13 protein-coding genes are annotated in these 13,356 nt (G+C 71.7%); 5 read left to right on the forward strand and 8 right to left on the reverse strand.

Features of this window, described 5'->3' with window-relative positions:
• Positions 1–93: 93 nt before the first annotated feature.
• From ACIBK8_RS26550 to ACIBK8_RS26570, 5 genes are all read right to left on the reverse strand, one after another.
• Positions 94–735, reverse strand: coding sequence for a DUF3159 domain-containing protein (locus tag ACIBK8_RS26550; RefSeq protein ID WP_399044371.1), 642 nt, complete (start codon positions 733–735; stop codon positions 94–96).
• Positions 736–946: 211 nt separating this feature from the next.
• Positions 947–1,666 (reverse strand): ABC transporter permease subunit, encoded by a 720-nt coding sequence (locus ACIBK8_RS26555; protein WP_399044402.1) that lies wholly within the window; start codon positions 1,664–1,666, stop codon positions 947–949.
• A 79-nt stretch (positions 1,667–1,745) separates the two neighbouring features.
• Positions 1,746–2,657, reverse strand: coding sequence for an ABC transporter ATP-binding protein (locus ACIBK8_RS26560; RefSeq protein WP_399044372.1), 912 nt, complete (start codon positions 2,655–2,657; stop codon positions 1,746–1,748).
• 61 nt (positions 2,658–2,718) lie between these two features.
• Positions 2,719–3,639, reverse strand: coding sequence for an ABC transporter permease (locus ACIBK8_RS26565; RefSeq protein WP_399044373.1), 921 nt, complete (start codon positions 3,637–3,639; stop codon positions 2,719–2,721).
• Positions 3,629–4,696 carry an ABC transporter ATP-binding protein gene (locus ACIBK8_RS26570; protein ID WP_399044374.1) on the reverse strand — a complete coding sequence of 356 codons (1,068 nt, stop codon included), beginning with the start codon at positions 4,694–4,696 and terminating at the stop codon, positions 3,629–3,631. Before ACIBK8_RS26570 ends, ACIBK8_RS26565 begins: the two co-directional genes overlap by 11 nt.
• A 281-nt stretch (positions 4,697–4,977) precedes the next feature.
• On the opposite strand from ACIBK8_RS26570, the gene ACIBK8_RS26575 reads away from it, so the two are divergent.
• The 4 genes from ACIBK8_RS26575 to ACIBK8_RS26590 all read left to right on the forward strand — a co-directional run bounded on the left by ACIBK8_RS26575 (position 4,978) and on the right by ACIBK8_RS26590 (position 9,930).
• Positions 4,978–5,844: a M24 family metallopeptidase gene (locus ACIBK8_RS26575; protein WP_399044375.1), complete on the forward strand. Its 867-nt coding sequence runs from the start codon at positions 4,978–4,980 to the stop codon at positions 5,842–5,844.
• Positions 5,845–5,966: 122 nt separating this feature from the next.
• Complete coding sequence (locus tag ACIBK8_RS26580) at positions 5,967–7,697, forward strand: SDR family oxidoreductase (protein WP_399044403.1); 1,731 nt, start codon at positions 5,967–5,969, stop codon at positions 7,695–7,697.
• A gap of 224 nt (positions 7,698–7,921) precedes the next feature.
• The gene (locus ACIBK8_RS26585; RefSeq protein WP_399044376.1) at positions 7,922–8,839 is read left to right on the forward strand and encodes a metal-dependent hydrolase; all 918 of its coding nucleotides are present in this window, start codon (positions 7,922–7,924) and stop codon (positions 8,837–8,839) included.
• A gap of 11 nt (positions 8,840–8,850) precedes the next feature.
• Complete coding sequence (locus tag ACIBK8_RS26590) at positions 8,851–9,930, forward strand: MerR family transcriptional regulator (RefSeq protein WP_399044377.1); 1,080 nt, start codon at positions 8,851–8,853, stop codon at positions 9,928–9,930.
• Between the two features lie 100 nt (positions 9,931–10,030).
• On the opposite strand, the gene ACIBK8_RS26595 is transcribed toward ACIBK8_RS26590, so the two are convergent.
• Positions 10,031–11,356, reverse strand: a complete 1,326-nt coding sequence (locus tag ACIBK8_RS26595; RefSeq protein WP_399044378.1) for a carotenoid oxygenase family protein — start codon at positions 11,354–11,356, stop codon at positions 10,031–10,033.
• A gap of 4 nt (positions 11,357–11,360) precedes the next feature.
• On the reverse strand, positions 11,361–11,942 hold the full coding sequence (locus tag ACIBK8_RS26600) for a hypothetical protein (protein ID WP_399044379.1): 582 nt from the start codon (positions 11,940–11,942) through the stop codon (positions 11,361–11,363).
• 117 nt (positions 11,943–12,059) lie between these two features.
• Between ACIBK8_RS26600 and ACIBK8_RS26605 the strand changes: the two genes are divergently transcribed.
• Positions 12,060–12,629: a PadR family transcriptional regulator gene (locus tag ACIBK8_RS26605; protein ID WP_393684494.1), complete on the forward strand. Its 570-nt coding sequence runs from the start codon at positions 12,060–12,062 to the stop codon at positions 12,627–12,629.
• A gap of 148 nt (positions 12,630–12,777) precedes the next feature.
• On the opposite strand, the gene ACIBK8_RS26610 is transcribed toward ACIBK8_RS26605, so the two are convergent.
• Positions 12,778–13,341, reverse strand: coding sequence for a hypothetical protein (locus tag ACIBK8_RS26610; RefSeq protein ID WP_399044380.1), 564 nt, complete (start codon positions 13,339–13,341; stop codon positions 12,778–12,780).
• Positions 13,342–13,356: the final 15 nt, after the last annotated feature.

Genomic DNA, 13,356 nt, shown 5'->3' on the forward strand with positions numbered 1-13,356 from the left:
CGTCTGCGGGGGAAGGCATGTCGGCTCCTTGATTCCGGTTCCGGTTCCGGTTCGGCGGGCCCCGGGCGGGGCGGGAGTGCGGGCGGTGGCCCGTTACGGCGCGGGCTCGGGTGATCCGGCGGGTTCTGCGGTCCGGGCTTCCGGGCGGCGCAGCCTGCGCCACGTCAGCCAGCCGCAGACCGCGGCGGCCGGCTTGCCGAGCACCACGTTGGCGACGCCGAGCAGCGCGACGGCGTCCGCGCGGTAGAGCGGCAGCCAGATGGCCAGGTGGGCGCACCACAGGGCGAGCCACAGGGACGTGATCTGCCAATGGAGGCGGCGTCGGCGGGGGTCGGACCGCCAGTCCTGGCGCTCGGCGCGCAGGAGCCTGGCCAGGGGGCCGCTCACCGGGCGGCCGATCAGCAGCGACCCCGCGAACAGGACCGCGAGCACCACGTTGAGCAGCAGCTCGGGCAGGAAGAAGGCCCGTCCGTCGCCGACGTACAGGGCGAACAGCGCGTGCGCCAGGACGCCGCCGAGCGCGATTGCGACGATCTTCAGCGAGTCGCCGCGCAGCAGACGGACCACGGCGACGGCCCCGCCCCCTAAGAGCGCGCAGACGGCGCCCGTCGCCGGGCCGGCCAGTCCGTTGCCTGCGAGGAAGCAGCCGACCGGCACGGCCGCGTCAACTATGTGACGCAGCCCCGCGGTTGGCATCCGTCGCGGTGCCGGGACGGCGTTCGTTCGTGCTGTCATTCCGATGAGTGTGCCACTATTGCAGTAACACTGTAATAAGCGGAGCCTGTCAGCCTCCGGAGGCCCGCGCAGACATGCGGCCGGGGGGGGGCCCCGGGGGGGGGGCGGGGGCCGGGGGGGGGCGGCGGGGGGCCCCCCCCCGCCCCCGCCCCCCCCCCCCCCCCGGGGCCCCCCCCCGGCCGCGTCATGGGGCATCAGTGGTCCCCGCCCGTCACTCCTCCCCCGCCAGCGTCAGGGACCGCAGCCGGTGCGCCGCGTACCAGGTGGCGCCGACGGTGACGACGACCAGCAGGCCGATGGCGAGCGGCAGTTGCACCTCGGAGGTGAGGGCGCCGTCGGCCGCGATCTTCTGGCCCACCGCGAGCGCCCACTGCTGGACGCTGAGCGTGCGCGCCCCCGCCACCAGGCTGCCGAACAGGGTCTCCCAGACCAGGGCGTAGACCAGGCCGAAGACGACGGCGTGCCGGCTGATGGTGCCGAAGAAGAGGAACAGGGCGCTGTAGGCGACCGAGGCGACGGCCGCAGCCACCGCGTAGGCCACCGCGATCTGCTGGCTGTTGCCGTTCAGGACGAACCCGGCGATCAGTACCGGCACGGCCGAGAACGCCACCGTCACCCCGATCGCGACCAGCAGTTTCGTGAAGATGATCGTCGACCGTCTGACCGGCTTGGCCAGGAGGTAGACCACGGAGCCGTCGTCGATCTCCGGGCCGATCGCGCCCGTACCCGCGATGACGCCGATCAGCGGCACCATCGTGGCCAGCGCGAAACCGCCCAGGACACCCGTCGCCGTGGAGTCGTCGGCGCCGCTCAGCGCGCGGACCACCAGGGCGATCACGATGAGGAGTGCGGGCAGCGCGAACAGGATCAGCGCGCGGCGGCGGCCGAGCAGGGCCCGGTAGGTGAGCCGGGCGACGGTCGGGTGGAACAGCGAGTGCGACGCGGCCGGTGCGTTCATCGGCGGGGCCGTCGGAGAGGTCGTGGACATGCGTCGGGGCTCCTTTCCGGCCTCAGGCCGCTACGAGGTAGGAGAAGACGGATTCCAGCGACTCGTCGGACGGCGAGACCGCCAGCAGGCGGATGCCGTGGTCCCGCGCGACGCGTGGCAGGAGTGCGGTGAACCGGGGGAAGTCGACGGCCTGGACGCGCAGTACACCCTCGGCGATGTCCACCTCGATACCGGCCGTCGACGGGTCGGCGATCAGCGCACCGGCCAGCGCACGGTCGTTGTCGGACCGTACGACGTAGCGGTGCGGGCGGTCGGTCATCAGCCGGCGGATCTTGCGGAAGTCGCCGGACGCGGCGTGCCGGCCCGCGACCACCACCTCGATGTGCGAGGCGAGTTGCTCGACCTCTTCGAGGATGTGCGAGGAGAACAGGACCGTGCGGCCCTCGTCCCCCATCCGTCGCAGCAGCTCCATCAGCTGCATGCGCTGCCGCGGGTCCATGCCGTTGAACGGCTCGTCGAGCAGCAGCACGGACGGGTCGTGCACCAGCGCCGACGCCATCTTCACCCGCTGCCGCATGCCCTTGCTGTACGTCGAGATCTTGCGGTCCTGGGCGTACTCCATCTCGACGGTGCCCAGCGCCCTGGCCGCATCGGCGCGGCCCAGGCCGTGCAACTCGGCGTTGGCGACCACGAATTCGCGGCCGGTGAGGAAGTCGTACATCGACTCGCGTTCGGGGACGATGCCGATGTGGCGGTAGCTGCGTTCGTTGCGCCAGACGGCGGTGCCGTCGAGGGTGACCGTGCCGTTGGAGGGGGCGAGGAAGCCGCCCATCATGTTGATGAGGGTGGACTTCCCGGCACCGTTGGGGCCCAGCAGCCCGGTGACGCCGGGGGCGATGGTCATCGTGATGTCGTTGACCGCGACGACGTTGCCGAACCAGCGGGAGACGTGGTCGATCTGAAGAGTGCTCATGGGCGGGGCCCATTCCTTCGGAGGGTGGCGAGGGGGGCGGGGGCGGGCGGCGGGACGTGACTCACAGGCCCGCCTTCCGGTAGCGGCGCATCAGGAGGGCGTAGCAGCCGGCGATGACACCCAGCGTGACGAGGAGGTAGACGTATCCCGCGGCGGTCGACGGCTCCAGGCCGTTGGGGAAGGAGCTGGTGCCGCCGAGGAACTTCGTCTGGACGCCGTCGATGAGGGTGATCGGCGAGAACAGGCCGAGCCAGCCCGCCGCCGCTTCGTTGCCCTGCACGAACGCGATGCCCTGGACGGCGCTCACCGCCCCGTAGGGGATGGTCAGTACGGCGATCACCGCGGCGACGCCGAAGCCGCGGCGCGGGGTGAGCGCGGAGACCACCAGGCCGATGCCGGCGAACAGCAGCGACAGCAGCGCGATCGACACCAGGCCCTGGGCCAGGCCCTTGGTCTGGTCGAGGAAGTCCAGCTTCGCCAGCAGCGACCCCACGTACAGGATCACCAGAGGGGCGCCGGTGAGCAGGAAGAGCGCGCTCGCCATGGCGGCGAACTTGGCCACGACGTAGTCGACCCGCTCGATGGGGCGCGAGAAGTACAGCGGCACGGTCTTGAAGCGCAGGTCACGGGAGACGGACTGCGGTGCCTGGGCGGCCAGGTAGAGGCCGATGACGGCCTGGACGTAGATCGCGTAGCGGGTGTAGCCGACGGGCAGGCTGCTCGCCTTGGTCACGACCGTCACCGCCACCATGATCGCCGCGGGCAGGCACATCACCGCGAAGAGCAGCATCGGCAGCACCTTGGACTTGGCGGAGCGGCCGAGTCCGTAGGCGCCGCGCAGGCTCTGCGAGAACAGTGACCTGCGGGCGTACGCACGGCCCAGGCGCGGGCCGTCGTAGTGGCGGTAGCCGATGTTGTGGATGACGTCGGGCGCGGCGGCGGGCGCCTGCGCGGTGGGCTTCGCGGTGGTCTCACGCGACATCGGGGGCACCTCCTTCCTGGGGGGCGTACGAGACGGCGGGGGCGGGAGCGGCGGTGCGGCCTGCGGGCGCCGCGGTCCCGGCCACGGCCCCGGTTCCGGCCGCCGCGTCCGCGTCCGCGTCGCGGAAGACCTCGGCGATCCGGTGCCGCCGCTGTTCCATCCGGACCAGCCCGATACCGAGCCCGGCGACCGTGTCCCGCACCAGGTCGTAGGTCTCGTCGCCGGTCACCTCGACGTGCAGCAGGTGCCCGGATGCGGCCGAGCCGTCCGTGCCGACGGCCGCCGAGGTCACCGCGGCGCCGGCTGCGGACAGCGCGGCGCGCAACGCCCCGGTGCCGTCGGGGCACGCGTCGGTGTCCGTGACCTCGACCGCCAGCGAGGCGGTGACCTGCGTGAAGTCGTCGGTGGCCGACGAACGCAGCAGCTTCCCGCCGTCGATGACGACGACGTGATCGCAGGTGCGCTCCAGCTCGCCCAGGAGGTGGGAGGTCACCAGAACGGAGATGCCGAAGTCCGTGTGGACGCGCCGGATCAGCGCCAGCATCTCGTCCCTGCCGACCGGGTCCAGGCCGTTGGTCGGCTCGTCGAGGAACACCAACTGCGGGTCGTGGACCAGGGCTTGGGCCAGTTTCACCCGCTGCTTCATGCCGGTGGAGTAGCCGCCGATGGGGCGGTAGCGCTCCTCGTACAGGCCGACGTGGCGCAGGGTGTCGGCGGTGCGTTCCCTGGCCGCGGTGGGCGGCAGCCCGGACATCCGCGCCATGTGGACGACGAACTCGGTGGCGGAGACGTCGGGTGGCAGGCAGTCGTGCTCGGGCATGTAGCCGACGCGCTCACGGATCGTGCTGCCGTGCGCGGTCACGTCCATGCCGAGGACGTGCGCGGTCCCCTCGGTGGCCGGGGCCAGGCCGAGCAGGATCTTGATCAGGGTGGACTTTCCGGCGCCGTTGGCACCCACCAGGCCGGTCACGCCGGGGGCGATGTCGACGGACAGCCGGTCCAATGCGGTCACCCGCGGGAACCGCTTGCTCAGGCTTTCGGTCACGATCACAGTCACGTCATCGACCGTAGTGGCGCCCGGCACGCCGGTCGTCAGCCCTGGCGATGGTGTGTCCCTACCCCTCCGGGACGACAGGCCCGTAGGGGATCCCCTCCTTGGGGCGCATCCGGCTCCGGTGACGGCACCCGGACCTGCGCACGGATCGGCGCACGGACCGGCGCCCCGAGGCCCGTGCTGCACACCTCTTGACGCAGCCTCCAGTCATTGTCACATTCATCAGTGTCAAGTTACGCGCACGTACCGCAATGATCTGCTGACGGATGGACGGACGGTTGGCGATGGCTGCAGTGACCTCAGTGACCCCGGCGGCAGGCGGCCGGCTCACCCCCGAACTGCGCGGCTTCCGGGAGGTCCAGCGTCTCGCCTACGCCTGCGCCGAGGCCGTCGCCGCCCAGCTCAGGCCCGGCGTCACCGAGCGGGATGCGGCCCGGATGCAGCGCACCTGGCTGCGCGAGCGCGGCGTACGGGACTGGTTCCACCTGCCCTTCGCGTGGTTCGGCGACCGTACGGCCTTCGCCAACTTCCGTGTCCCGCTGCAGTTCTTCCCCACCCACCGCGCGCTGGAGCCGGGGATGGCCTTCATCCTCGACCTGGCGCCGGTCCACAACGGCTTCACCGCCGACATCGGCTACTCCGGCTGTCTGGGGCTCAATCCCGTGCACGACCGGCTGCTGGCCGACCTAGAGGCGCACCGCGAGCTGATCCTGCGCGAGGTCCGCGAACGCCGGCCGCTGCGCGAGATCTACGAAGACGTCGAACGGCTCATGGTGCGCCAGGGGTACACCAACCGGCACCGCGCCTACCCCTTCGGCGTCATCGCCCACAAAATCGACCGGGTCAGGGAACGCCGCTTCGCACCCACCCTCTTCGGGTTCGGCACCCAGTCGCTCAAGGGCCTGGCGAGCGACGCGCTGCACGGACACCGCGACGGCTGGTCCCCGCTGTGGAGCCCGTACACCTTCTCCGACCATCCGCCGCAGCCGGGCCTCTGGGCGGTCGAACCGCACCTCGGCTTCCGGGGCACGGGGGCGAAGTTCGAGGAGATCCTCGTGGTGACGGACTCCAAGGACCCGCAGGAAAGCGCCTTTTGGCTCGACGACGATCTGCCGCATGTGCGGCGCTGGCAGGAGGAGAAGGCCGCGTGAACACCGAACGTGGACAGGAGCGTGGGCAGGGGCGCGGGCAGGGGCTCGGCCCGGGGAAGGGTGCGGAGAGCGCCGGGCCCCGCGGGGCGGACGGCGGGCTTCCGGGGGCACGGGAGCACCGGGTGCGTACCGGGGGCGTCGAGCTGTGCGTCGCCGAACTGGGCGATCCGGCGCGGCCCACCGTGATGCTGGTGCACGGCTATCCGGACAGCAAGGAGGTGTGGTCCGAGGTCGCCCGCGGCCTGGCCGACCGCTTCCATGTGGTGCTCTACGACGTCCGGGGCTGCGGCCGTTCCACCGCTCCGCAGCCGCTGCGGGGCGGGTTCACCCTGGAGAAGCTGACGGACGACTTCCTGGCCGTCGCCGACGCCGTCAGCCCGGACCGCCCGGTGCACCTGGTGGGCCACGACTGGGGATCGGTGCAGTCCTGGGAGTTCGTCACGGTCCCGCGCACCGAGGGCCGGATCGCGTCCTTCACCTCGATGTCGGGCCCCTCACTCGACCACTTCGGCCACTGGATCAAGCAGCGGATGTCACGCCCCTCGCCGCGGCGGGCCGCCCAGCTGCTCGGCCAGGGCATGAAGTCCTGGTACGTCTACATGCTGCACACCCCGGCACTGCCCGAACTGGCCTGGAAGGGCCCGCTCGGCAAGCGCTGGCCCGCCATCCTGGAGCGCTTCGAAAAGGTGCCGGGCGGCGGCTACCCGACCTCATCGCTGCCCACCGACGCCGCCCACGGCGCCTGGCTCTACCGCGACAACGTCCGGGCCCGGCTGCGCCGCCCGCGCGCCGACGCCTACGCGCACTGCCCCGTCCAGCTCATCACCCCGACCGGCGACCTGTTCCTCTCGGAGCGGCTCTACGACGACCTCGACCAGTGGGCCCCCCGGCTGACCCGCCGCACCCTGCCGGCCAAGCACTGGGTGCCGCGCACCCGGCCCGACCAACTGGTCTCCTGGGTCACGGAGTTCGTGACCGCCCAGGAGGAGGGCGACCCGGCGAAGGAGGTCGCGGCGCGCGGCCCGCACGCGGACCGCTTCGGCGGCCAGCTGGTGCTGGTGACCGGCGCGGCCAGCGGCATCGGCCGGGCGACGGCGTTCGCGTTCGCCGAGGCCGGTGCCCGGATCATCGCCGTGGACCGGGACGAGGAGGGGGCCGCGCGCACCGCCGACATGGCGCGGCTGATCGGCGCGCCGCAGGCGTTCAGCGAGGTCGTCGACGTCTCCGACGCGGCGGCCATGGAGAAGCTCGCCGACAAGGTCGACGCGGAGTACGGCACCGTCGACGTCCTGGTGAACAACGCCGGCATCGGCCTGTCCGGATCCTTCATGGAGACCACGCCCGAGGACTGGAAGAAGGTCCTCGACGTCAATCTCTGGGGCGTCATCCACGGCTGCCGGACCTTCGGCAGGCGGATGGCCGACCGGGGGCAGGGCGGCCACATCGTCAACACCGCGTCGGCCGCGGCGTTCCAGCCCTCCCGGGCCCTTCCCGCGTACAGCACCTCCAAGGCAGCGGTGCTGATGCTCAGCGAATGCCTGCGCGCCGAACTGGCCGGGCAGGGCATCGGCGTCTCGGCGATCTGCCCCGGCCTGGTGAACACCGCCATCACCAGCACGTCGCGCTTCACCGGCGTCTCGGCGGAAGAGGAGAAGCGCCGCCAGGCCAAGGCCGCCCGCGCGTACGGCATGCGCAACTACCCGCCGGAGAAGGTCGCCGACGCCGTACTGCGCGCGGTGGTCCGCAACCAGGCGGTGGTCCCGGTGACCCCCGAGGCACGCGGCGCCCACCTGCTCTCCCGCTTCGCCCCGCGGGCCCTGCGCGCCATCGCCCGCATCGAGCCGCGCCTGTAGGGGCGGGGGGGGCGGCGCGCCGGTAGAGGCGGGGGCGGGCGGCGTGCCAGTAGGAGCGGGGGCGGTGCGCGAGGTAGGGGCCTGGTGCGGGCCGGGCCCCGGGCGTACGGCCGACGCACCGCCCGGGACCGCCCCGGGCGCCACACGGACACCGCCCGGACACCGTCCGGATACCAGAAGGAAGAAACACCAGGTCAGGAGCGCCGCCACAACAGGAGTTGCGCATGAATACGCCACGACCGGAGGAGCACCACCCCATCGCACCGCGCCGGGTCTCGTTCGACTGGCGCGACACCCCGCTGCACTGGATACCCGACGAGCCCACCGCCACCCATGTCATCAACGTGCTGCACCTGCTGCTGCCCGCCGGTGAACGGTGGTTCGTGAAGGTCTTCAAGGAAGCGCTGCCCCTGGTCCGGGACGAGGACCTGCTCAGGGACGTGAAGGGCTTCATGGGCCAGGAGGCCACCCACAGCGTCCAGCACTCCTACGTCCTGGAGCACCTGGCACACCAGGGTCTCGACACCGGCCCCTACACCCGGCACGTCGACTTCCTCTTCGAAACCCTGCTGGGCGAGCGGGCCCCGTTCGGCGTCCCGGTCCCCACGCGGGAGTGGCTGCGCTTCCGCCTCGCGCTCGTCGCCGCCATCGAGCAGTTCACCGCCGTGCTCGGCTCCTGGGTACTGGAAGCCGACGGTCTGGACCGGGCGGGCCCCGACCCGGTCATGCTCGATCTGCTGCGCTGGCACGGCGCGGAGGAGGTCGAGCACCGCGCGGTGGCCTTCGACATGTACCAGCACACCGGCGGTGACGATCCGGCCCGCTACCTCCGGCGCCAGCTGGGCATGGCCGTCACGGCGCCCGTCCTGCTCCACCTCTGGGTCTGGGGCGCGGCCTATCTGCTGCGGCACGATCCCCAACTCGCCGTCCGCTCCCGCTATTCGCTGCGGGAACACCACCGTGCCGTGCGGAAGGGGCTGCTGCCCGGCTGGCGCCTGCTGGGAGCGGCGATACCGCGCTACCTCCGCCGGTCGTACCATCCCTCGCAGGAAGGGTCGCTGCGCACGGCCGTCGCCTACCTGGCGTCTTCCCCGGCCGCACGGGCCGCGGCAGGTGCGGTGGGCCGCGCGGCCATCTCGTGAGGAGCACCGTCTTGACCGACCAGCCGCAGCCGGAGTACCGCATCGAGGACCTGGCCCATCTCAGCGGTGCCACGGTCCGGACGATCCGCGCCTACCAGGACCGCGGCCTGCTGCCACGGCCGGAGCGCAGGGGCCGGGCCAACGTCTACGGCGACGCTCACCTGGCCCGCCTCCGGCAGATCGCGGACCTGCTGGAACGCGGCTACACCCTCGCCAGCATCAAGGAACTTCTTGAGGCGTGGGACGCCGGCCGTGACCTCGGCGGGGTGCTCGGTCTCGTGGCCGAGATCGACGGGCCCTGGAGCGACGAGAAGGCGTCCCGCATCGGCCGCGCCGACCTGCACACCGCGTTCGGTGGCGTACCGGACGACGCGGCGCTCGCCGAGGCCGTCGAGCTGGGTGTCCTGGAACGCATCCCGGGCCGGGACGACGAGTTCTTGGTGCCCAGCCCCCAGGAACTCGCCGTCGCCGCCGAACTGCACTCCGCGGGCGTCCCGTTGGCGGCCATCGCCCGTCATCTGCGGGAGGTGCGGGCCGAGGTGGAGCACATCGCCTCGCGCTTCCTGGACTTCACCACCGAGCATGTCTTCCGGCCCTTCCTGGACCACCCGCCGACGGAGGCGGAGGCGGTCGAAGCGGCGGCGCTGATCCGCCGGCTGCGCCCGCTGGCCCAGCAGACCATCGATGCCGAACTGGCCCGCGCCATGCGCACCCTCGCCACCCGGCACCTCCGCCACCACCTCGTCGAATCCCTCCCTCCGGCCCCCGCGGACCGGCCCGCGGTCACGGCGACGGCGCCGTCGGCACGCCGAGAGCTGCTGCCCGACGGTGAGCGCGCGGCACCCACCGGCCCCGCCGCCGACCGGGATCCGGTGGCCCTCCCCGCAGCGACCGTGCGCGCCGTGCGAGATCTGGTGGGGCCGGAGAACACAGCGGAGTTCATCGCAGCCGCCGCCCAGCGCGAGGTCCAGGCCCGCACCATGGACGCCCTGGCCGCACCCGCCACCCGGGACGGCCGGACCGCCGCCGCTGCGAGGACGAAGGCAACGACGGCCGACCTCGACGGCGACCACGACCGCGACGGCGGCTGACCCGGACGGCGGCAGCGGCCGGCCCGAGCGTCACTGTGCAGTTGTCAAAGAACGGTCCATGAGCGCCGACGCGCACCGGAGCAGATCGTCAGCTCAATCGTCAACTCACCGGGTCGGGCAGCCAGTTGCCGTGGAACCCGTAGGGAACCCGCTGCGGAAGACGGACCGTCGCCACAGGATCCGCGGCTACGTCGTCGGCATCGAGGATCACGAGATCGCTGGTGTCGGTGGCCGCGTCATGGACATAGGTGATCAGCCAGCCGGGGCCGCCGGGGGTGTCGTCCGCCGGCGCGAAGGCCGCCTCCCCCGGGGTGCGGCCCGGACCGAAGTCGTGCCGGACGGCCGATCCGGTCCGCAGGTCGTAGCGGAGCAGCGCACCCGCGGCCGGGCCCGAGTCGGGCAACTCGCACGACGTTGCGTGGCCGAACCTGGCCGGGCCGCCCGCCAGCCGGTCATCGACCCGGGGGAACTCGCAGAACTGGTCATCGAGTTGTTCCTCGGCGACCGTGCCCGTGGCGAGGTCGATGGTCCAGCGCCACAGATGGGCGGGGGAGCGACCGCCGAACGTGGCGTACCGGGAGACGTACAGGACGATGCGGTGGTCACCGTCGTCGTGGGCGTTCAGCGCGTGGAAGACGTAGCAGGGGTCGATGGGCAGCCAGCGGACCTCGCCGAACGGGTCGTCACGGCGCAGCACGCCCAGCCTGGCGCCGTACTCCGGATCCCAGCCGTACGGCAAGCCGGGCAGCTTGTGGTCGAAGACGACCGGGAGGTCCATGAACACCACGTGGGATTCGGTGAGATGGAAGTCGTGCATCATCGTGGGCCCCGGTACCTCGACCGGGCGGCTGACCACCAACTCCCCTGCCGCGTCGGCACGGTGGTAGGTGAGGAACGGGGGCTTGGGGGCGCCGTACCCGAAGAAATGCAGTTCGCCGGTGGCGGGGCAGGTCTTGGGGTGGGCCGTCATGGCGGTGGTGAGCCGGCCGGCGAAGTCGTGCGGCCCGATGGTCTCCAGCTCATGGCCGGGGCGGCAGTCGACTTCGTAGGGGAACGAGGATTCCACCAGCGCCAGGGTGCGGCCGGCGTGCCGGACGATGTGGGTGTTGGCCAGGCCGGCGGTGCGGTCGAAGCGGCCCTGTTCGTCGACCACCTTCGCACCGTCGGTGAAGGTGGAGGTGCGGACCCAGCGGTTGCGGTAGGAGACGGCCCGGCCGCCGTCCAGGCGCAGGCCGTGGACCATGCCGTCGCCGAGGAACCAGTGCCGCGAGGCGGCCTCTCGCGGATTGGGGCCGTTGCGCAGGTACCAGCCGCTCAGCTCGGGCGGGATGGCGCCGTCGACCGGCAGGTCGTAGCAGGTCAGTTCGTCCGGCACCGGGGCGAAGTTGCCTGCCATGTGGGGTGCGGGAGTGGATGCGGTGGTCATGACGTCATGCCTCCTGGGGCTGCGGCTGGATACCGGTCTCCCGGGCGAACCGGGCCTGGGCCCGGTCCGGGTACGTAGCGGTGAACCTGATCGGAACGACGAACCCGGCGACCTGGACGAGAATCGAGAAGATCGTGCCCAACCCGTAGGCGACGACCGCCAGTTGGGCGAGTGCGGTGAGCGTGAAGGACAGCGCCCACGCCGCGGTGATCACGACGTTGATCCGCCGGAAGAGCGGACTGTCCCAGACCTCGGGCGGCGCCATGCGACGGGCCATGGCAAGGGTGAACGGGCACCTGACGGCTATCGACAGCCAGGCGATGAGCGCGAGCCAGCCCGTGGACAGCCCGTTGCTGTAGGACTCCAGGCCGCTGTCGGGCCGCGCGAAGGCGAGCACGGTGAGCGCCACGAAGAACACGATCGTGCCGTACTCCAGCGTGCGGGCGGCCGGTGACCAGCCCGCCGCACGGTCGGCCACGAGCAGCACGACGGCGAGTGCGAGTCCGGCGAGCGCACCCCACTGCCAGCCGAACGAGGACGCGCCCGCGAACGCCAGCCACGGCAGAAAGCCCCTCAGGTAAATCATGACCCCCCATTTCGCGTGCCGGCCGCGGAAATCCCCGGCCCCACATTCCACTTCAGACATGTCGAAGATAGAAGGTGCATCTTTGACATGTCAAGACTGGAAGGTAAAGTGACGGTCATGAGCCTCAGACATGCCGTGCTCGGACTGCTGTCCGAAGCCCCCGCCAGCGGCTACGACTTGATGAAGCTGTTCAACATCTCGCTGGCCGAGGTCTGGCCGGCGACGCAGAGCCAGGTCTACGGCGAGCTGGGCAAGCTCACGACCGCGGGGCTGGTCGAGGTCGCCGCCCACGGCCCGCGCGGCCGTAAGGAATACGCGATCACCGACGACGGCCTGACCGAGCTGCGGCACTGGCTCACCGACGTCGAACCCAACGGCCCCGCCCGCCACGACGGCCTGCTGCGGGTCTTCTTCCTCGGCGTCCTCACCCCGCTCGAAGCCCGCGCCTACCTCCTGAAGATGGGCTCGGACGCCGCTCGGGCACGCGCCCGGTACGAGGAGATCGACCAGCACACGGAGTGGGACGAGGACATGATCTCGGTCTACGGGCGGCTCGCCCTGGAGTACGGCCTGCGGATGTCGACGATGCACGAGGAATGGGCGAAGTGGGCTGCGGAGGAGATCGAATCCGCGAAGGCCAGGAAGGCGGGGGAGCGGGTCAGGGACCGGCAGGCGCACAAGGAGTGAGGCACCGCCCGGCCGGGCCCGCACGGCAGGTCGCCGCGGGCCCCACCGGACGGCACCGGGCAGGCCGGGTGTTCCGGGTGTCCGGGTCGGCGCCGACGGCGTCCGGCCCGCCCGACCGTGTACCGCCGCCGGGCGGGCCGCCCGCCCCTCACAGGCCCGGCGCGCTCCACACCGGGAACCACCGGCCGAGGTCCTCCTCGATCGTCAGGTCGTCCGCGAGCATCGCCCGCACCTGGAGTTCGAGCGGATTGTCCCGCTTCTGGGCGCCGTCGCCCTTCGGCGCGAACGGGTAGAACGTGCCGCGCTTGTAGAGGTAGACGAGCGCGAGACGCTGCCCCCGCTCGTTGCGGAATCCCATCAGCGAGCAGAGCAGCTGAGGCCCGAACCCCGCGCCCTCCAACGCCGAGTTGACCGCGTGCAGGTCGTTGACCAGACCCGCCGCGTCCTCCGGATCGTGCCGCGCCTGCATCCAGGTGTAGCCGTACGCGTCCTGGCTGAATTCGACCGGTGTGCCCAGGAGGGCCCGCACCTCGTCCTGGATGCGGGCGAATTCCGCGCCCTCGACGCTGGCGAAACACACCGACCCCAGTCCCGTGGGGGTGAACCCGGCGGCGGCCTGGAGGGTGACCGCCGCGGACGGCAGGGCGAACAGCCGGTCGAGATCAGGGCGTACCGGCTTGCTGCGGCCCAGAAGGGCGTCCAGAAATCCCATGCGGTCCATACTCCT

The sequence above is a fragment of the Streptomyces sp. NPDC050161 genome (assembly GCF_044460025.1).
In the GTDB taxonomy this organism is placed as follows: domain Bacteria; phylum Actinomycetota; class Actinomycetes; order Streptomycetales; family Streptomycetaceae; genus Streptomyces.

Bases quoted from the DNA above. Each gene is read 5' to 3' on its own strand.
- ACIBK8_RS26550 (WP_399044371.1), bottom strand. From the start codon at position 735: ATGACAGCACGAACGAACGCCGTCCCGGCACCGCGACGGATGCCAACC.
- ACIBK8_RS26560 (WP_399044372.1), bottom strand. From the start codon at position 2,657: ATGAGCACTCTTCAGATCGACCACGTCTCCCGCTGGTTCGGCAACGTC.
- ACIBK8_RS26565 (WP_399044373.1), bottom strand. From the start codon at position 3,639: ATGTCGCGTGAGACCACCGCGAAGCCCACCGCGCAGGCGCCCGCCGCC.
- ACIBK8_RS26575 (WP_399044375.1), top strand. From the start codon at position 4,978: ATGGCTGCAGTGACCTCAGTGACCCCGGCGGCAGGCGGCCGGCTCACC.
- ACIBK8_RS26585 (WP_399044376.1), top strand. From the start codon at position 7,922: ATGAATACGCCACGACCGGAGGAGCACCACCCCATCGCACCGCGCCGG.
- ACIBK8_RS26595 (WP_399044378.1), bottom strand. From the start codon at position 11,356: ATGACCACCGCATCCACTCCCGCACCCCACATGGCAGGCAACTTCGCC.
- ACIBK8_RS26600 (WP_399044379.1), bottom strand. From the start codon at position 11,942: ATGATTTACCTGAGGGGCTTTCTGCCGTGGCTGGCGTTCGCGGGCGCG.
- ACIBK8_RS26605 (WP_393684494.1), top strand. From the start codon at position 12,060: ATGAGCCTCAGACATGCCGTGCTCGGACTGCTGTCCGAAGCCCCCGCC.
- ACIBK8_RS26610 (WP_399044380.1), bottom strand. From the start codon at position 13,341: ATGGGATTTCTGGACGCCCTTCTGGGCCGCAGCAAGCCGGTACGCCCT.